This is a genomic window from Streptomyces sp. NPDC021562 (genome assembly GCF_040640875.1).
GTDB lineage: Bacteria > Actinomycetota > Actinomycetes > Streptomycetales > Streptomycetaceae > Streptomyces.
Map to the genome: position 1 here is coordinate 154,161 of NZ_JBFACN010000018.1, position 18,533 is coordinate 172,693.

At 71.1% G+C, this 18,533-nt stretch carries 12 protein-coding genes; 8 read left to right on the plus strand and 4 right to left on the minus strand.

What is annotated here, in order from left to right; translation table 11 throughout:
• Positions 1 to 100 precede the first annotated feature (100 nt).
• Both AB0G52_RS27180 and AB0G52_RS27185 read left to right on the plus strand, forming a co-directional pair.
• Positions 101 to 1,045: an NADP-dependent oxidoreductase gene (locus tag AB0G52_RS27180; protein WP_132887153.1), complete on the plus strand. Its 945-nt coding sequence runs from the start codon at positions 101 to 103 to the stop codon at positions 1,043 to 1,045.
• A gap of 177 nt (positions 1,046 to 1,222) precedes the next feature.
• A complete protein-coding gene (locus AB0G52_RS27185) occupies positions 1,223 to 2,902 on the plus strand; it encodes a carbohydrate binding domain-containing protein (protein ID WP_132887152.1) in 1,680 nt (559 codons plus the stop codon).
• 51 nt (positions 2,903 to 2,953) lie between these two features.
• Here AB0G52_RS27185 and AB0G52_RS27190 read toward each other — a convergent pair whose 3' ends face one another.
• From AB0G52_RS27190 to AB0G52_RS27205, 4 genes are read right to left on the minus strand one after another with little or no spacing between them, the layout of a single operon-like run.
• Complete coding sequence (locus tag AB0G52_RS27190) at positions 2,954 to 4,204, minus strand: alpha-L-fucosidase (RefSeq protein WP_361339504.1); 1,251 nt, start codon at positions 4,202 to 4,204, stop codon at positions 2,954 to 2,956.
• 4 nt (positions 4,205 to 4,208) lie between these two features.
• Positions 4,209 to 7,253: a glycoside hydrolase family 38 C-terminal domain-containing protein gene (locus tag AB0G52_RS27195; RefSeq protein WP_361339507.1), complete on the minus strand. Its 3,045-nt coding sequence runs from the start codon at positions 7,251 to 7,253 to the stop codon at positions 4,209 to 4,211.
• Between the two features lie 45 nt (positions 7,254 to 7,298).
• On the minus strand, positions 7,299 to 8,636 hold the full coding sequence (locus tag AB0G52_RS27200) for a 6-phospho-beta-glucosidase (RefSeq protein ID WP_132887149.1): 1,338 nt from the start codon (positions 8,634 to 8,636) through the stop codon (positions 7,299 to 7,301).
• Complete coding sequence (locus AB0G52_RS27205) at positions 8,633 to 9,397, minus strand: DeoR/GlpR family DNA-binding transcription regulator (RefSeq protein WP_361339510.1); 765 nt, start codon at positions 9,395 to 9,397, stop codon at positions 8,633 to 8,635. The genes AB0G52_RS27200 and AB0G52_RS27205 overlap by 4 nt, the downstream gene beginning before the upstream one ends.
• Positions 9,398 to 9,524: 127 nt before the next feature.
• Here AB0G52_RS27205 and AB0G52_RS27210 point away from each other — a divergent pair, with 127 nt between their 5' ends.
• Genes AB0G52_RS27210 through AB0G52_RS27235 form a run of 6 tightly spaced genes read left to right on the plus strand, consistent with a single transcriptional unit; the run spans position 9,525 to position 18,524 of the window.
• Entirely contained in the window at positions 9,525 to 10,544 is a 1,020-nt protein-coding gene (locus AB0G52_RS27210) for a carbohydrate kinase family protein (RefSeq protein ID WP_132887147.1), read from the plus strand.
• Between the two features lie 56 nt (positions 10,545 to 10,600).
• Positions 10,601 to 11,887 carry an extracellular solute-binding protein gene (locus AB0G52_RS27215; protein ID WP_361339513.1) on the plus strand — a complete coding sequence of 429 codons (1,287 nt, stop codon included), beginning with the start codon at positions 10,601 to 10,603 and terminating at the stop codon, positions 11,885 to 11,887.
• Entirely contained in the window at positions 11,887 to 12,843 is a 957-nt protein-coding gene (locus AB0G52_RS27220; RefSeq protein WP_361339516.1) for a sugar ABC transporter permease, read from the plus strand. The genes AB0G52_RS27215 and AB0G52_RS27220 overlap by 1 nt, the downstream gene beginning before the upstream one ends.
• Positions 12,844 to 12,857: 14 nt before the next feature.
• Positions 12,858 to 13,721 carry a carbohydrate ABC transporter permease gene (locus tag AB0G52_RS27225; protein ID WP_361339519.1) on the plus strand — a complete coding sequence of 288 codons (864 nt, stop codon included), beginning with the start codon at positions 12,858 to 12,860 and terminating at the stop codon, positions 13,719 to 13,721.
• Entirely contained in the window at positions 13,718 to 16,639 is a 2,922-nt protein-coding gene (locus AB0G52_RS27230) for a glycoside hydrolase family 2 TIM barrel-domain containing protein (protein ID WP_361339522.1), read from the plus strand. The genes AB0G52_RS27225 and AB0G52_RS27230 overlap by 4 nt, the downstream gene beginning before the upstream one ends.
• A gap of 49 nt (positions 16,640 to 16,688) precedes the next feature.
• Positions 16,689 to 18,524, plus strand: a complete 1,836-nt coding sequence (locus tag AB0G52_RS27235) for a LamG-like jellyroll fold domain-containing protein (RefSeq protein ID WP_361339525.1) — start codon at positions 16,689 to 16,691, stop codon at positions 18,522 to 18,524.
• The last annotated feature ends 9 nt before the right edge of the window (positions 18,525 to 18,533 follow it).

Here is an 18,533-nt window from a genome sequence, read left to right on the forward strand (position 1 = left end):
GTGGTGCAGCCACTTGCTTCGAATTCGAAGTAGCTGTACGGTCATCCCCAGTTGCTTCGAATTCGAAGCACCTGCGACCAACACGAAGGCGAGAACCGTCATGAAGGCAGTGCGTTTCCACGAGTACGGCGAGCCCGGCGTCCTGCGTCACGAGGACGTGGCACTGCCCGTGCCCGGCGTCGGCGAGGTCCGCGTCCGCGTCGCCGCGACCTCGTTCAACCCAGTCGACGGCAACATCCGCGGCGGCTTCATGCGCGGCCCCATACCGGTGGAGCTGCCCCACACCCCAGGCATCGACGTGGCCGGCACGGTCGACGCGCTGGGCGAGGGCGTGGACGGCATCGCGGTCGGTGACCACGTCGTCGGCTTCCTGCCGATGGACAAGCCCGGCGCCGCCGCGGAGTACGTCCTCGCGCCGGCCGAGGTCCTCACGTCCGCACCCAAGGGCCTCCCCCTGGCGGACGCCGCCGCCCTGCCCCTGGTGGGGCTGACCGCGTACCAGGCCCTGTTCGACCACGGCGGCCTGACGGCCGGGCAGCGTGTGCTGATCAACGGCGCCGGCGGCGCGGTCGGCGGCTACGCCGTGCAGCTGGCCAAGAACGCCGGTGCCCACGTGATCGCCACGGCCGGTCCGCACAGCGGCGACGCGGTCAGGTCCGCCGGCGCCGACGAGGTGATCGACCACACCACCACCCGCGTGCCCGAGGCGGTGTCCGAACCGGTCGACGTCGCACTCAACCTCGCCCCGGTCGACCCGGCAGAACTGGCCGCACTGGTCCCCCTGGTCCGTTCCGGCGGCGTCCTGGTGAACACCACCGTGTGGATGCCCGCCCCCGGCGACGAGGAGCGCGAGGTGCGGGGCATCGACCTGTTCGTCCGCAGTGACGCCGACCAGCTGGCGCAGCTGGTGGCGCTGGTCGACCGCGGCGAGCTGCGCGTCGACGTCGCCGAGCGGGTGCCGCTGGCCGAGCTGCCGGCCCTGCACGCACGGGCCGCCCAGGGCGCGGTGCACGGCAAGGTCGTCGTCGTCCCGTCCGCCGCCTGACCCCGCACCGCCGCGGGAGAACAGCCCGCGGAGACGCGAGAAAGACGCCCCACCGGTCTGGACCAATTCCGCCCGCCTTCTTGACAGGCGGATTGGTCCATACCAACTTGGTTGCGCACACCCTGCACTCGCACCTTCGTGCACTCCCGAACACCCCCTTCCCCTCAGGGAGATCGCGTGCGCAAGCCACTCGGACGTTCCAGACACCGGATACTCGCCCTGCTCGGATCCGCCGCCCTCGCACTCGCCGGGGCCATCGCGCTGCCCGGCACCGCGCAGGCGGCCAACGTCCTGTCCAACCCCGGCTTCGAGTCGGGAAGTCTGTCGCCCTGGTCCTGCTCCGGGAACCTCGGCTCGGTCGTCTCCTCCCCCGTGCACGGCGGCGCCAAGGCCCTCGCCGGGGCGGCGAGTTCGAGCGACACCGCGCAGTGCACCCAGACCGTCGCGGTGCAGCCCGACACCACGTACTCGCTCAGCGGCTGGGTGCGCGGCTCGTACGTCTACCTCGGGGTGACCGGCGGCGCCTCCACCTGGACGACCTCCGCGTCCTCGTACAGTCAGCTGACCGTCTCCTTCACCACCGGCGCCACGCAGACCAGCGCCCAGATCTACGTCCACGGGTGGTACGCCCAGGGCACCTACTACGCCGACGACATCAGCCTCGACGGCCCCGGCGGCAGCTCCGACACCCAGGCGCCGACCGCGCCGACGAACCTGACCTCGACGGGCAAGACCTCGTCGAGCGTGTCGCTGGCCTGGTCGGCCGCGACGGACAACGTCGGGGTCACGGCGTACGACGTCTACCGCGGGTCGACCCTGGCGACGAGCGTCTCGGGGACCTCCGCCACCGTGAGCGGACTGGCGGCGAGCACGGCGTACACCTTCACCGTGAAGGCACGGGACGCGGCCGGGAACGTGTCGGCCGCCTCCAACGCGGTGTCGGTGACCACGAGCGCGGGCACCGGCGGCGGGAGCGGCTTCAAGCAGGCCGCGCCCTATCTCTACGAGGGCTGGGGCGACCCGCCGAACCCGGCGACCGTGATGAACGCGACCGGCATCAAGAACTTCACGATGGCCTTCGTGCTGGACTCGGGCGGCTGCACCCCGGCCTGGGACGGCAGCAGGTCGCTCACGGGAGGTGTCGACCAGACCGCGATCAACCAGATCCGGGCGGCCGGCGGTGACGTCACCCCGTCGTTCGGCGGCTGGCAGGGCAGCAAGCTCGGCGCCAACTGCTCCTCCGCGAGCGCGCTGGCCGGGGCGATCCAGAAGGTGGTCGACGCCTACGGTCTCAAGTCCGTCGACATGGACATCGAGAACACGGACGAGTTCGAGAACGAGGCCGTGCAGGCCAAGATCCTGACCGCCCTGAAGACGGTCAAGGCCAACAACCCGGGCCTGCGGACGATCGTCACCTTCGGGACGTCCACCACCGGTCCGACGTACTACGGCAACCGGCTGATCGAGCAGGCCCAGTCGATCGGCGCAGACATCGACGTCTTCACCATCATGCCGTTCGACTTCGGCGGCGGCTCCGACATGTACGGCAACACGGTGAACGCGGCCGAGGGCCTGAAGGCCAAGCTCAAGTCCACGTTCGGCTGGGACGACGCGACGGCCTACGCGCACATCGGGATCTCCGGCATGAACGGACTGTCCGACCAGCAGGAGAACACCACCCCGGCGATCTGGACCCAGATCCGTGACTGGGGGAACTCGCACCACATCGCCCGGCTCGCGTTCTGGGCGGTCAACCGGGACCGCGGCTGCGCGGGCGGCGGCGTGGTGAGCAACTGCTCCGGCATCAGCCAGAACGACTGGCAGTTCACCTCGATCACGGCCGGCTTCACCGGCTGAGCACCGAAGGCCACGGCGACCCGAAAGCCGCCGTGGCCTGCCCGTTTCCGGTCAGAACCGTCCCGGCCCCCGGTACAGCTCCAGCTCCCCGTCCAGTTCGACGGCGAGGACGGTGGCGTACGGGTCGAGGTCGGCCGCGGCCGGCGGGTCGATCCACAGCACGCCGACGGCCTCGTGCAGGCCGCCGACCACCCGGTGGCCGAGCTCGGTGCCGCTGCCCACCACGGTGACCTTCCTGACCTTCGTGGCCAGGCCGCGCACCCCGATCCCGGCGCGCGGCACGTCGAACAGGGTGAGGTACAGGGTGCGCCGGTCGGCGGAGAGGGTGCTGGGCCCGTAGTGGTGCCCGGCGGGCAGCCCGCGGCCGGTCCCGTACACCGCCTCCGCGTGCCGCCGGATCCACTCCCCCAGCCCTTCCAGACGCTCCACCTGCGGCTGCGGGATGGTGCCGTCCTCCATGGGGCCGACGTCGAGCAGCAGATTGCCGCCGCCCCCGATGGTCTCGGTGAAGTAGCGGATCAGCTGGGCGAGCGACTTGTGGTTGTGGTCGTGGTGCTGGTACCCCCACGAGTCGTTGATCGTCAGGCACAGCTCCCAGGGGCCGTCCGGCGGCACGACGGGGGCGCCCTGCTCGGGGGTGGCGTAGTCGCCCTCGCTGAGCATGCGCGCGTTGAAGACGACCTGCGGCACGTACGAGCGGATCAGCGCGGCGAGTTCGGGGATCCGCCACTGCTCCTCGCTGCGGTCCCACTCCCCGTCGAACCACATCAGGTCCGGCCGGTAGCGGGACGCCAGCTCCGTCACCTGGCCGTCCCGGTAGGCGAGGAAGCGGTCCCAGGCGGCCAGGTCCTCGTCCTCGGCCGCGACTTCGGAGTAGCGGTTGTCCTCCTGCTCGGGCGGCCGGCCCGGCTTGCGCGTGGACGCGTAGTCGGGGTGGTTCCAGTCGGAGTGCGAGTAGTACAGGCCGACCTTCAGTCCCTTCTCACGCAGGGCGTCGGCGTAGGGGCCGAGGTAGTCCCGGCCGAGGTTGAGATCACCGAACTTCGTGTCCCACAGGGCCACTCCGTCGTGGTGGCGGCTGGTCAGCACGGCGTACCGGGCGCCGGCGCGGGCGAACAGGTCCGCCCACGCCTTCGGGTCGTACGCCGCGCCCGTGAACCGGTCCAGCTGGGACATGTACTGGTCGTGCGGCACGATGTCGTCGTAGAAGGACCAGGACTCCTGGACCCCGTCGACGGCGTAGATGCCCCAGTGCACGAAGATCCCCAACTTGGCGTCCGTGAACCACGGTTGCATGGCCATGCGGTCAGCTCCTGCGCAGCCGGAGGGTGAGGATCTGGAAGGGGCGCAGCTCCACCGCGACGGAGTCGCCGTCGGTGGCCGCGTCCTCCAGCGGGCGCTCCAGCAGGTCGGTCACCTGGGCGCCGGCCAGCGGGAAGCCGGTGCGCAGCACTCCCCGGGCACGGCCGCCACGGGACTCGTAGAGCCGGACCACCACGTCGCCGGAGGCGTCGTCGGCGAGCTTGACCGCCTCGACGGTCACGCCGTCGCCGTCCACCGAGACGACCGGCTCCGGCTCGCCCGCCGAGTCCGCCACCCGCAGCGGGAGGTTGAGGGCGTAGCCGGCCGCGACCGCGTCCTCGATGTCCGCGCCGGGCAGCAGGGAGTAGGTGATGCGGTGGCGGCCCTGGTCGGCGCCCGGGTCCGGGACGCGCGGGGCGCGCACCAGGGAGAGCCGGACCGTGGTGGTCGTGCCGCCGTCCTCGCGGACCGTGCGGGAGACGTCGTGGCCGTACGTCGAGTCGTTGATGACGGCGACGCCGTAGCCGGGCTCGCCGACGTGCACCCAGCGGTGGCCCGAGACCTCGAAACGGGCCGCCTCCCAGCTGGTGTTGGTGTGCGTGGGCCGCTGCACGTGACCGAACTGGATCTCGGCGGAGGAGTGCGCGGCCCGGATGTCCACCGGGAAGCCCGCCTTGAGGAACTTCTCGGCCTCGTGCCAGTCGATGTCCGTCTCGAAGTCGATCCGGGGGCTGCCGGCGCGCACGGTGATCGTCTGGACGATCGTGGAGCCGTTGCCGAACGGGCGCGTGACGCGGATGGAGCCGAGCAGCGGGTCCGTGTCGACGACGGTGATCTCCGAGGGCTCCAGCAGGTCGGTGTAGCGGTTCTTGTAGTGCTTGTCGACGTCCCAGGCGTCCCAGTAGTTCGGGAGGTCGGTGTGCAGGCGGAGCAGGTTGCCCGGGCCCGCGAGGACCTCGCGGTCCGCGCGGAGGTCGCGGACCGACGACAGGGTGCCGTCCTCGGCGATCTCCACCCGGACGAGTCCGTTGTCGATGACCCGGCCCTCGACCGTCACGGCCCTCGGGGCCTCGGCGGCGGCCGTCAGCGGGGCGCTGCCGCTCGCGGGGACCTCGATGTACACCGGGGTGCCGGCGGTGTCGCGGACGACCTCGGCGCGGTCGTAGGGGCTGGTGTTGAAGACCCGGGCCGTGCCGCCGCCCAGCGCCGCGACCGCCTCGGCGGTGAGCGCCTCCAGCTCCTCGGCGACGCGGGCGTACTCGGCCTCGGCCTCGCGGTGCACCCAGGCGATCGAGGAGCCCGGCAGGATGTCGTGGAACTGGTGCAGCAGGACCGTCTTCCAGAGCCGGTCGAGCTTCTCGTACGGGTAGCGGTAGCCGGGCGCGTGCAGCGCGGCCGTCGTCGCCCACAGCTCGGCCTCGCGCAGCATGTGCTCGCTGCGCCGGTTGCCCTGCTTGGTGCGGGCCTGCGAGGTGTAGGTGGCGCGGTGCAGCTCCAGGTAGAGCTCGCCGACCCAGACCGGGGCGTCCTCGTACTCGGCGCGGGCCTTGGCGAAGAAGGCGTCCGGGTGCTCGACCTCGACGCGCGGGGAGCCCTCCAGGTCCTTCAGGCGGCGGGCCCGCTCCATGATCTCGCGGGTGGGGCCGCCACCGCCGTCGCCCCAGCCGAACGGGGCCAGGGAGCGGGTGGCGGCGCCCTTCTCCGCGTAGTTGCGGACCGCGCGGGACATCTCCTCGCCGCTGAAGCGGGCGTTGTAGGTGTCGACGGGCGGGAAGTGCGTGAAGATGCGGGTGCCGTCGATGCCCTCCCACCAGAAGGTGTGGTGGGGGAACGTGTTGGTCTGGTTCCAGGAGATCTTCTGGGTGAGGAACCACTCGTTGCCGGCCAGCTTGGCGAGCTGCGGGTAGGCCGCGTTGTAGCCGAAGGAGTCGGGCAGCCAGACGCCCTTGGTCTCGATGCCGAAGTGCTCGATGAAGAACCGCTTGCCGTGCACGAGCTGGCGGGCGATCGCCTCGCCGCCGGGGAGGTTGCCGTCGGACTCGACCCACATGCCGCCGACCGGGGCCCACTGGCCCTTCTTCACGGACTCCTGGATGCGGGCCCAGACCTGCGGGTAGTTGTCGCGGACCCACTCGTACTGCTGGGCCTGTGAGCAGGCGAAGACGAACTCCTCGTACTCGTCCGCCAGCGACGTCACGTTGGAGAAGGTGCGGGAGGTCTTGCGCTTGGTCTCGCGGATCGGCCACAGCCAGGCCGAGTCGATGTGCGCGTGGCCGACGCCGGAGATGATGTGCGCGCTGGCGTGCGCGGGCTTGGACAGGGCCGGCTTCAGGGCCTCGCGGACGGCGGCCGCGGAACCGGAGATGTCGTCCAGGTCCAGCAGGTCCATCGCGTGGTCGAGGGCGTGCGCGATCTCGTGCCGGCGCGGGTCGTGCTCGCCGAGCTCCAGCATCAGCTCCCGCAGCACCTGGATGTCGAGGTCGAGGTGCCAGACGTTCTCGTCCAGGACGGCGATGTCGGCGCGCTTGAAGGTGTAGAGCGGCTTGTCGCCGGCCGTCAGCACATCACCCAGGAGGGTGGGCTCGCGGAAGTCGTTGGCGAGGATGTCCGGGTTGGACGCGGCCTCCACCAGGTAGTCGATCACCTCGCCTCCGGCCGCCGGGTTGGCGATCGGCACGTACTGGTTGAGGGGGTTGACCGCCTTGAGCGGGGTGCCGTCGGTGCGGTGGACCAGGGCCTCGGCCTGGTTGCCCGGCCAGTCGCCGACGAACCCGAGGTCGATGACGGCCTCGACCCGGCGGCCCGCGAACTCGGCGGGCACCCGGCCGTGCATCCGGAACCAGGTGGTGCCCCAGGGCGGACCCCACGGGGTGTCCATGGCGAACGGTTCGTAGGGGGCGGCCGCGGCCTCCTCGAAGGGGACCGGCTCGCCCGGGGCCTGCCAGGCGGTCACCTCGAAGGGGACGGCGGCCGCGTGGATCGCGGGCCTGATGCGCTGGTTCTGGAGGCGCTCTACGCGCTCCTCGATCCGGCGGCGTTCGTCGTGCATGGAAGTCTCCAGAAGAGGGATGGAAAGCGCTTTCCGAGCGGCTGACTACTTAAGATACGCGAGGCCCGGATGGACCTCGGAGTACCCCTCGACCAGCCGGCGGGCCACGTTCACCGAGTCCACCAGCGGGTGCAGGGCGAACGCCTTGACGGCCGTCGCACGGGAGCCGGACTCGGCGGCGGCGAGCACCTCGCGCTCCACGGCCTTGACCGCGCAGACCAGGCCGGTGGCGTGGTCGGGCAGCGGGGCGACCGCGACCGGGTGGGCGCCGTTGGCGTCGACCAGGCAGGGGACCTCGATGACGGCCTCGCCGTCGAGCACCGAGAGCGTGTCGCGGTTGCGGACGTTCAGGATCAGCGTGGTGCGCTCGTCGCGGGCGATGGCCCGCATCAGGGCCAGGGCGACCTTCTCGTAGCCGCCGGACAGGTCGTCGGCGTCGCGCTCGCCGGCGCCGGCCGTCTCCCGGTTCTCGGCCATGTAGGTGGCCTCCCGCTCGGCGCGGGTGCGGTCCCAGACGTCCAGGGCCTTCGAGCCCGGGTCCGCGACCGCCTCGTAGAAGTGCGCCTGCTGGTCGCGCAGGAAGGCGCCGCGGGTCTTCTCGGCCTGCTGGTAGGCACGGACGGCCTCGCGGTTGAAGTAGTAGTAGTGCAGGTACTCGTTGGGGATCGCGCCGAGGGACCGCAGCCAGTCGACGCCGAAGAGCTTGCCCTCCTCGAAGGAGCCGAGCAGGTCGGGGTCGGCGAGCAGGCGCGGGAGCTCGTCGCGGCCCGCGACGCGCAGGCCGCGCACCCAGCCGAGGTGGTTGAGGCCGACGTAGTCGATCCAGGCCTCGCGGGGGTTCGCGCCGAGCACCCGGGCGATACGTCGGCCGAGGCCGACCGGGGAGTCGCAGATGCCGATGACGCGGTCGCCGAGGTGGCGGGACATGGCCTCGGTGACGAGTCCCGCGGGGTTGGTGAAGTTGATGACCCAGGCGTCGGGGGCGAGCCGGGCCACCCGCCGGGCGATCTCCACGGCGACCGGGACGGTCCGCAGGCCGTAGGCGACGCCGCCGGCGCCGACGGTCTCCTGGCCGAGGACACCTTCGGCCAGGGCCACCCGCTCGTCGGCCGCACGGCCCTCCAGGCCGCCCACCCGGATCGCGGAAAAGACGAAGTCGGCGCCGCGCAGGGCCGCGTCGAGGTCGGTGGTGGCGGTCACGGCGGGAGCGTCGGCAACGAGGGCCGCCTGCTCCGCCAGGACGCGGGCCACCGCGGACAGCCGTCCGGCGTCGAGGTCGTGCAGGACGACCTCGGTGACCCGCCCCTCACCGCGGTCGGTCAGCAGTGCGCCGTACACCAGCGGCACCCGGAACCCGCCGCCACCCAGAATCGTCAGTTTCACGCTTGAGCCTTTCCTGCCAGGACCATCTCGACACCGGCCTCCTCCAGGGCGGCACGGGTCGCCGGGTCGACCGGCGCGTCGGTCACCACCATGTCCAGGTCCTCGGGACCGCAGACCTTCGCCATGCCCGTACCCGGGAACTTGGCGGCGTCGGCGAGCAGGACGACCTTGTCGCTCGCCTTGATCATGGCGCGCTTGACCGGCACCTCCACGACCGTCGTGTCCATCACCTGCCCGCCGGGGCGCACTCCGCTGGTGCCGAGGAAGAGCCAGTCGGCGTGCAGCTGGCGCAGGTTGTCCTCGGTGAGGAAACCGACCAGGGAACGGTACTCGCGGCGGAGCATGCCGCCGAGCAGCACCAGCTCGATGCCCTCGTCGTCGGCGAGCTCCTCGTACACCACCATGTTGCTGGTGATCACGGTGAGCCGGCGGCCGTGCAGCTGGCGGGCCAGCCGGTAGGCCGTCGTGCCGATGTCCAGGAGCACCGACTGGCCGTCGGCGACGAGGGCCGCCGCGCGCGCCGCGATGGCGTCCTTCTCAGGCACGCGCACCTCGGCGACCTCGGCGAAGGGCTGGTCGCCCTCCTCCGCGACGGCACCGCCGTGCACCCGCGTGAGCAGTCCGTCCTCTTCCAGTTTGAGCAGGTCGCGCCGGATCGTGGCGGGGCTCACACCCAGTTGCTCGGAGAGATCGGTCACGGCCGCGGGGCCGCCCGAGCGCAGGGCCCGCAGGATGAGTTGATGTCGTCGTTCTGCCAGCACGCGACGAACACTACTCGTCATCTTCAATCAAATCCATGCTCAGTTCTGCTCGGGTATTGACCAATCTCACAGAGCGGCGCACGATTCCGGTCATCGAAATGACGAGATTTGACGAGAGGCTGCGCGCGTGGACGACGACAGGCCCGATGTGCTGCTGACCGGGCTGCTCTTCTACGACCTCGTCCTGACGGGGCTCGGGAAACCGCCGACACCGGGCGAGGAGATCTGGACGGCGGGCATGGGCTGCGGCCCCGGCGGCATCGCGAACCTCGCGGTGGCCGCGTCCCGGTTCGGCCTGCGCACCTCGCTGGCCACGGTCTTCGGCGACGACTTCTACGGCGCGTACTGCCGGGACGTCCTGAGCGACCAGGAGAACGTCGACCTCTCGCTGTCCCGCGTCGGTGACCGCTGGCCCACCCCGGTCACCGTCTCGCTCGCGCACGGCGACGACCGCGCCCTGGTCACCCACGGCTCCCCGCCGCCGTACTCGCAGGACGCGCTGATGGGCGACCCGCCCGAGGCGCGTACCGCGCTGGTGCACCTGGAGGCCGAACCGCGCGAGTGGATCGCCAAGGCGGCCGCGAACGGCACCCAGGTCTACGCCGACGTCGGCTGGGACCCCACCCAGCAGTGGTCCCGCGCCCTCCTCGACCAGCTCGCGCTGTGCCACGCCTTCCTGCCGAACGAGGCCGAGGCGATGGCCTACACCCGCACCGACAGCGCCATGGCCGCACTGGGCACGCTCGCCGAGCTGGTCCCGGTGGCGGTGGTGACGCGCGGCGGTGCCGGTGCGCTGGCCGTCGACCAGCACACCGGGGAGTACGCGGAGGTCCCGGCCCTCGCCGTGGACGTCCTCGACGCGACGGGCGCCGGGGACGTCTTCGGGGCGAGCTTCGTGGCCGCCTCGCTGGGCGGCTGGCCGCTGGAGGAGCGGCTGCGGTTCGCCGTACTGGCCGCCGGGCTCTCCGTCGGCCGGCCCGGCGGGGCACTCGCGGCCCCCGGCTGGTACGGCGTCGACAGCTGGTGGCGGTCGCTGACCGACCCCGGCCTCAAGCGTGCCTACGGCTTCCTGGCCGACCGGCTCCCGGCCGACCCCGGGCCGCCGGTGCGGTACGCCCCCGTGACTCCCCCCGCACGGTCGCACTGACCCCACCCCCCACGCTCATGTGAAGTCCCGAAAAGATCCGAAAGGCGGTGGGAGCTGTGCGGCTCTCACGTAGAGGCCTGCTGCGCGCGGGCCTGGCCGGTACGGCCGCCACGGCGTTCGGCGGCCTGGCGTCCGGCTGTGCCGTTCCGACCGGTTCCACCGGCCGGAACATGGTCCTGTGGTACTGGGACGGCGGCCTGGGTGACACCGTCGTCACGAACGCGAAGGCCCGCTACGGGGCGAGCGTCGACCTCAGGGCCGTCAAGATCGGCGGCTACTACCGGTCGAAACTGCTCACCACGATGACCGGCCGGGCCCACATTCCCGACATCGCGGGGCTCAAGGGCGAGGACATGGCGTCCTACCTGCCCGACGCCGACCAGTTCGTGGACCTGCGCACGCTGGGCGCGGACACCTACAGGTCCCGTTTCCTGTCCTGGAAGTGGGAGCAGGGCATCGCCGACGACGGCACGATGGTCGGCTTCCCGATCGACTGCGGCCCGGTCGCGCACTACTACCAGTACGACGTCTTCCGCAGGGCCGGGCTGCCGTACGAACCCGCCGACGTCACGGCCGAGCTGGACACCTGGGAGAAGTTCTTCGCGGCGGGCGAGCAGCTGAAGAAGCGGCTCCCGGGGACGTCCCTGGTCACCGACGTCAACTCGATCTTCGAGAACGTGGTGCAGCAGGGCGGCAAGCGGTACGTCGACAAGGACCGGACCTTCATCGGGGACCAGGACCACGTGCGCCGGGCGTGGGCGCTGGCCGTGGAGGCCAAGCGGCGCGGGATCGTCTCCGACCTGGTCAGCGGGACGCCGGACCAGCTCTCCGCGCTCCAGGACGGCAAGCTGCCCAGCCAGCTCAACGCCTCCTGGGCCACCAACGACATCAAGTCGGGCGTCCCGAAGACCAAGGGGAAGTGGCGGGTCGCGCAGATGCCGGTACGGCCGTCCAACAACGGCGGCTCGTTCCTGTCGATCACCAAGGCCTGCCGGGAGCCCGAGCAGGCGTTCCGGATCATCGCCTGGATGCTGGACGCCGCCAACCAGGCGCAGGGCTTCGTCGACGCGGGACTCTTCCCCTCCACCCCGGCGTCGTACGCCATGAAGACGCTGCGCGAGCCCGACCCGTTCTTCGGCGGCCAGGTCACCATGGACGTCTTCGGGCCCGCCGCGCAGAAGATCGCGGTCGCCTACAACAGCCCGTTCGACGTGGCGCTCTCCCAGCCCCTGAAGGACGAGATCAAGAACGTCGGTGTCCTCGGCAAGAACCCCGACCAGGCCTGGAAGGACGCCATGAGCAAATGCCGGCGCATAGCCAAGCACCTGGGGGTGACCTACTGATGGCCACCGCACTGGAGAAGCCCGCGCCGAGCGTGGCGCGCCCGCCGGCGCCCGGCCCCCGCACGGGGCTGCGCAGGTACTGGCACCTCTACGCCGCGATCTCCCCCTTCTACCTGCTCTTCGTCTGCTTCGGTCTGGTCCCGGTCGGCTTCTCGCTCTACGTCTCCCTGCACCGCTGGGACGGCCTCGGCTCGATGGAGTGGGCGGGCCTGTCGCAGTACCGGTACCTGCTGAGCGACACCGACTTCTGGACCGCCGTCGGCAACACCCTTCTCATCTGGGCGCTCGCCACCTTCCCCATGATCTTCCTGGCGATGGTGACGGCCGTGATGCTCAACTCGGCGGTCCGCTTCAAGAACGTCTACCGGTTCGCCTACTTCCTGCCGAACGTCACCTCGGTGGTCGCCGTCGCGATCATCTTCGGCTCGGTGTTCTCGACCAACTTCGGCCTGGTGAACGCCTTCCTCAACGCGGTCGGCCTGGACCAGGTGGCCTGGCTGAACACCCCGTGGGGCATCAAGGTCGCCATCGCCACCCTGATGACCTGGCAGTGGACCGGCTACAACGCGATCATCTTCCTCGCCGGCCTGCAGACCATTCCGGGCGAACTGTACGAGGCGGCCCGGATGGACGGCGCCGGTCCCGTGCAGACCTTCTTCCGGATCACGCTGCCGATGATGCGGCCGGTCCTGCTGTTCGTGCTCGTCGTGTCGACGGTCACGGGCCTGCAGAGCTTCTCCGAACCGCAGGTGCTGCTCCAGACCACCTCCAACGACTCGACGTTCGCGGGCGGTCCGGGCCACGCGGGCCAGACGATGGTCCTCTACTTCTTCCAGCAGACCTTCGACAACAACGACTTCGGCTACGGCGCCGCCGTCGCGTGGGGCATCTTCCTCGTCGTGATCATCTTCTCCGTCGTCAACTGGCGCCTGCTGCAGCGCCGGGGCGAAGACTAGGGGGGCCGCACACCATGGCATCCATCCAAGGAACCCGCCGGCCCAGGGCCATCAAGGGCACCCGGGGCCGCGGCATCGCCCTGCACGCCGTACTCGTCGTCGGTCTGCTGCTCTCGGCCTTCCCGTTCTACTGGGCCGTGATCATGTCGACGCACACCTCGTCGGAGATCTTCTCCTACCCGCCGAAGCTGCTGCCGGGCACGCACTTCCTGGAGAACCTGCGCGGTCTGTTCGACACCATCGACTTCTTCGGCTCGATGTGGAACTCGCTGCTGGTCGCGGGCTCGGTGACCTTCCTGGTCCTGTTGTTCGACTCGCTGGCGGCCTTCGTGTTCGCCAAGTTCGACTTCCCCGGCAAGAACGTGCTGTTCGCGCTGCTCATGGTCATCTTCATGGTGCCGGCGCAGCTGTCCGCGATCCCGCAGTTCGTGATCATGGCGAAGCTGGGCTGGATCGGCTCGATGACCTCGCTGATCGTGCCGGCCGCGGCCAACGCGTTCGGGATCTTCTGGATGCGCCAGTACATGAAGGGCGCCATCCACGACGAACTCCTCGACGCCTCCCGCATCGACGGCGCGCACTTCCTGCGCCAGTACTGGCACGTGGCCCTCCCGGTGGTCCGGCCGGGCCTCGCCTTCCTCGGCATCTTCACCTTCATGGGCCAGTGGAACGACTACGCCTGGCCGCTGATCGCCCTCACCAACCCGGACAACGTCACCCTCCAGGTGGCCCTGTCCCAGCTCAACGGCACCCACGGCACCACCGACTACGGAATGGTCATGACCGGCGCACTCCTCGCCCTCGTTCCCCTGCTGATCGTGTTCGCGATCGGCGCCCGGCAGATCATCGGCGACCTGGCCAAGGGAGCCATCAAGTGACGGACCCGCTGGTGGCCGTCCGCCCCTGGGAGGCACCCGAGGTGACCTCCTGGGGGCGTCTGCCCATGAACGCCGTCGACCGGCGCTCCGGAGCGCTCCCCCTGGACGGCGACTGGCGCTTCCAGTTGCTGCCGGCTCCGGACGCGCCGGTCGGCGGTGCGTGGGCGACGGCGCACGTGCCCGGCGCCTGGACCGTGCAGGACACCGACGACCTGCCGCAGTACACGAACGTGCGGATGCCGTTTCCCGAGTTCCCGCCGCACTCCCCCGCCACGAACCCGACGGGGGTCTACGAGCGTGAGCTGGACGTCCCCGCCGCGTGGGCGGGGCGCCGGATCGTGCTCCAGGTGGGCGCGGCGGAGAGCGTGCTGCTCGTGCACGTCGACGGGCGGCCGGTCGGCGTCTCCAAGGACTCGCACCTCGCCGCCGAGTTCGACCTGACCGCGTTCGTCAGCCCCGGTGAGCGGTCGGTGCTGCGGCTGACCGTGGTCAAGTGGTCGGACGCGACGCACATCGAGGACCAGGACCACTGGTGGCACGGCGGGATCACCCGCTCCGTGCTGCTGTACGCGACCGACCCGCTGCGGCTCGCGGACGTGACCGTACGGGCCCGGCGGGACGGCGAACTGCGGGTGGACTGCCTGGTGCGCGACGACCGCGGGGCGCTGCCCGGCGGCTGGTACGTCACCGCCGACCTGGACGGGATGCTCCTCGCGCAGGACGCCGGGTTCGACCGGCGCAACGCCGAGGACGACCGGGTCTCCGACTTCCTGGGGGAGGCCCGCATCCACGCGGTCGTGCCCGAGGTGCGCACCTGGAACGCGGAGGAGCCCGAGCTGTACGGGCTCACCGTCCGGCTGCACCGCGCGGACGGCACGGTCGCCGACACCTCGTACCACCGCGTCGGCTTCCGCGACGTCGAGATCGTCGGCCGGGACCTGCTGGTCAACGGCGAGCGGGTGTTCGTCCGGGGGGTCAACCGGCACGACTTCCACCCGCTGACCGGGCGGACGGTGTCGTACGACGACATGCGGGCCGACCTGGTGGTGCTCAAGCGGTTCGGGTTCAACGCGATCCGCACCTCGCACTACCCGAACGACCCCGCGCTGTACGACCTCGCCGACGAACTGGGTTTCTACATCGTGGACGAGGCGGACATCGAGTCCCACGACCACGCGCACGAGATCGCCGACGACCCGCGCTACCTGAACGCCTTCGTGGACCGGGTCTCACGGATGGTGCTGCGCGACAAGAACCACCCCTCGGTCATCATCTGGTCGCTGGGCAACGAGTCCGACTACGGCGCCAACCACGACGCGGCGGCGGGCTGGGTACGACGGCACGACCCGACCCGGCCGCTCCAGTACGAGGGCGCCGCCAAGCGCGGCTGGGCCGACCCGGACGTGGCCTCCGACATCGCCTGCCCGATGTACGCGCCGCTGGAGGACTGCGTGGCGCACGCGCTGTCCGGGGAGCAGACGAAACCGCTGATCCAGTGCGAGTACTCGCACGCCATGGGCAACAGCAACGGCACGCTCGCCGACCACTGGGCCGCCATCGAGTCCACTCCGGGTCTTCAGGGCGGGTTCATCTGGGAGTTCTGGGACCACGGAATTCTCCAGCGGGTGAGCGACGGAAGACCGGTCGGGCGCACGGGCGCCGGACTGTATGACAACGGTGTCGCCGCGCCCGGCCACCGCTGGGCGTACGGCGGCGACTTCGGCGAGGCCCTGCACGACGGGGCGTTCGTCGCGGACGGCATCGTCTTCCCCGACCGCACCCCCAAGCCCGCGATGTACGAGCACCGGGAGGTCGCGGCGCCGGTCCGCATCCGGTGCTTCCGGCACGAGGGCGTGGTCCTCGCCAACCACCAGCACTTCCGGGGTCTCGACTGGCTGACGGGCACCTGGGAGCTGGCGCTGGCCGACGGCCGTACCCTGACCGGTCCGGCGCGGCTGCCGCAGCTGCGGCCCGGCGAGACCGCGGCCGTACCGCTGCCGTTCGCGGTGCCGGCGGACGGCGGGGAGGCCTGGCTGACCCTGCGGGTGACGGTCGCCGAGGACCAGGCGTGGGCGCCGGCCGGTACGGAGGTCTGCGCGCCGGGGATCCGGATCCGGGCGGCACACGCGCCGGAGCGGCCGGTGGCGGCGGGACCCGCCGTCGAGGTGGACAGGGAGGGGCTGTTGCGGCACCCGCTGCTGACGGCCGCGCCGACGCTCTCGCTGTGGCGGGCGCCCACCGACAACGACGAACTCGGCGGGATGGCGTCGCGCTGGCGGGCCTGGGGGCTGGACCGGCTGGTGCGCAAGGTGGTCTCGGTGCGCAGGGACGGCGGCTCGGTGGCCGTGGTCGCGCAGTACGCGGGCACCGTGGGGGTGGTGCGGCACCGGCAGGAGTTCACACCGGTCGAGGGCGGTGTCCGGGTCGACGAGTCGGCCGAGCTGCCCGAGGAGTTCTCGGACGTGGCACGGGTCGGCTCGGTCTTCGAGACGGTGGCCGGGCTCGACGTGCTGGACTGGTTCGGTCAGGGTCCCTGGGAGTCGTACCCCGACCGCGCCGCCGGAGCCCCCGTCGGACACCACCGGCTGCCGGTGGACGAGCTGTTCACCCCCTACCTGCGGCCCCAGGAGAGCGGCGGCCGGCACGGTGTACGACGGTTCACCCTGTCGGCGCCGGACGCCACCGTACTCGCGGTCGAGCTGGACGAACCCCGCCAGGTCTGCGTCAGCCGCTACCGCGCCGAGGACCTCACCGCCGTCACGCACCACGACGAACTCGTGCCGCGGGCCGGCTGCGTGGTCCACATCGACGCCGCGCACCGGGGCCTGGGCACGGCCTCGTGCGGCCCCGACACCTTCCCCTCCTACCTCGTCGCCCCGGGTGTCCACCGCTGGAGCTGGACCCTGCGCGTCCGCTGAGATCCCCCCACGCCCTCCGCCGTCACTTCTGCACACTCACGGAGCACTCGTGTGTACTTCGCATGACCCCCTCCAGGGCGAGGCCGCGCAGGCCGGAGCCGGAAGACGTACCTTCCTCAGGGCCACCGCGCTGCTGGGCGCCGCCGCCACGGCCGCGGGCGCCGGGGTCGCCGTGCCGGCCGCCGCCGAGGCGTCCGCCGGCTCCCGCCGACGGCCCGACACCGAGAGCCGTCGCTTCACCCTCGCGGTGATGCCCGACACCCAGTACCTCTTCGACGGACCGAGCATCGACCCGGCGCCCGTCGAGGCCTCGCTGCGGTACCTGCTGGACCAGGCCGAGGAGGACAACATCGTCTTCCTGTCCCACCTGGGCGACCTCACCCAGAACGGGGCCGTCGAGGAGTTCGACGCGATCAGCGGGGCGTTCCGGATCCTCGACCGGCGCGGGGTCGGTTACAGCGTGCTGGCCGGCAACCACGACATCACGTCGTCCACGGACGACCAGCGCGGCGCGTCGCCCTACCTGGACGCGTTCGGCCCGCAGCGGTTCAAGGACAGGCCGACGTTCGGCGGGGCCTCCCCGGACGGCTACAACTCCTACCACCTGTTCCGGGCGGCCGGGCGCGAGTGGCTCGTGCTGGCGCTCGACTGGCGGCTGTCGGCGAAGGGGTACGCCTGGGCGAAGGACGTCATCGCCCGGCACCCGAAGACGCCGGTCATCCTCACCACGCACGAACTCGTCGTGGCGGACGACACGTTGTCGTCGTACGGGCAGCAGCTGTGGGACCAGCTGGTCGACGAGCACGACCAGATCTTCCTCACCCTGAACGGCCACTACTGGCCGGCCGGTCGCGCCACCCGCAGGAACGCGGCGGGCAACGAGGTCCACCTGCACCTGACCAACTACCAGAACCGGTACTTCGGCGGCGCGGCGATGATCCGCCTCTACCACTTCGACCTGGACCGGAACGTCATCGACGTGGAGACGGTCTCGCCGTGGATCCTCGGCCGGGCCGGGAAGGGCCTCAACGAGCTGGAGCGGCAGGAGATCGAACTCAGCGGCGACGCCGACCGGTTCTCCGTGGGCATCGACTTCGCGGACCGGTTCGCCGGTTTCGACCCGGTGCCCGCCCGCCCGGCCCGCCCCGCCTCGCAGCTGCTGGTCCGGGGCACGGCCGCGTACTGGCGGTTCGACTCGGCGGTCTCCGGCACCGTCCGCGACCTGTCGGGCAACGGCAACGACCTCACCGTGGTCTCGGTGGGCGGCGGCACCCTCGGCTGGTCGGCGGACCACCACCCGGACCAGCCGGCGCACGGCAGCCTGGAGTTCACCGGGTACAAGTCGCCGCTGAAGGGCGCCTACCTCCAGACGGTCAGCGGCGCACCGCTCAACACGGCGACTTTCAAGGACGGTTACACCATCGAGGCGTTCTTCCGGCTGCCCGCCGACTGGGACCCCGGCCACAACGCGTGGGCCGGCGTCGTCAGCCGCCGGGGCACCGGCGGAGCCGCCGGCAAGACCGGTGACGACCCCGACGAGCCGGTGGCCACCCTCTCGCTGTCCAACGACCGCGAGCCGCAGTGGGCGATGCGCCCGCTCAACCAGGAGGGCATCGCGACCAACTGGGGCCAGGAGACACCGCTGGAGACCTGGACCCACCTCGCCGTCGTCAACGACGGCAGGCACACCACCCTGTACGTCGACGGCTGCCCGGTGGTCCGCAACCCGAAGGCCGCCGCGGTGGGCATCACCTCGGTCGGCGCGCCCTGGCTGCTCGGCGGCTACACCTACGCCGACAAGATCGACCAGATCCTGTACGGCCGTCTCGGCGACGTGCGGATCGTCTCCCGGGCACTGCCCGTCTCCTCCTTCATGACCCACTGACCCGCGTGA

Excerpts from the sequence above, each read along its gene's own strand:
- AB0G52_RS27180 (WP_132887153.1), top strand. The coding sequence starts at position 101 with ATGAAGGCAGTGCGTTTCCACGAGTACGGCGAGCCCGGCGTCCTGCGT.
- AB0G52_RS27190 (WP_361339504.1), bottom strand. The coding sequence starts at position 4,204 with ATGGCCATGCAACCGTGGTTCACGGACGCCAAGTTGGGGATCTTCGTG.
- AB0G52_RS27195 (WP_361339507.1), bottom strand. The coding sequence starts at position 7,253 with ATGCACGACGAACGCCGCCGGATCGAGGAGCGCGTAGAGCGCCTCCAG.
- AB0G52_RS27220 (WP_361339516.1), top strand. The coding sequence starts at position 11,887 with ATGGCCACCGCACTGGAGAAGCCCGCGCCGAGCGTGGCGCGCCCGCCG.
- AB0G52_RS27225 (WP_361339519.1), top strand. The coding sequence starts at position 12,858 with ATGGCATCCATCCAAGGAACCCGCCGGCCCAGGGCCATCAAGGGCACC.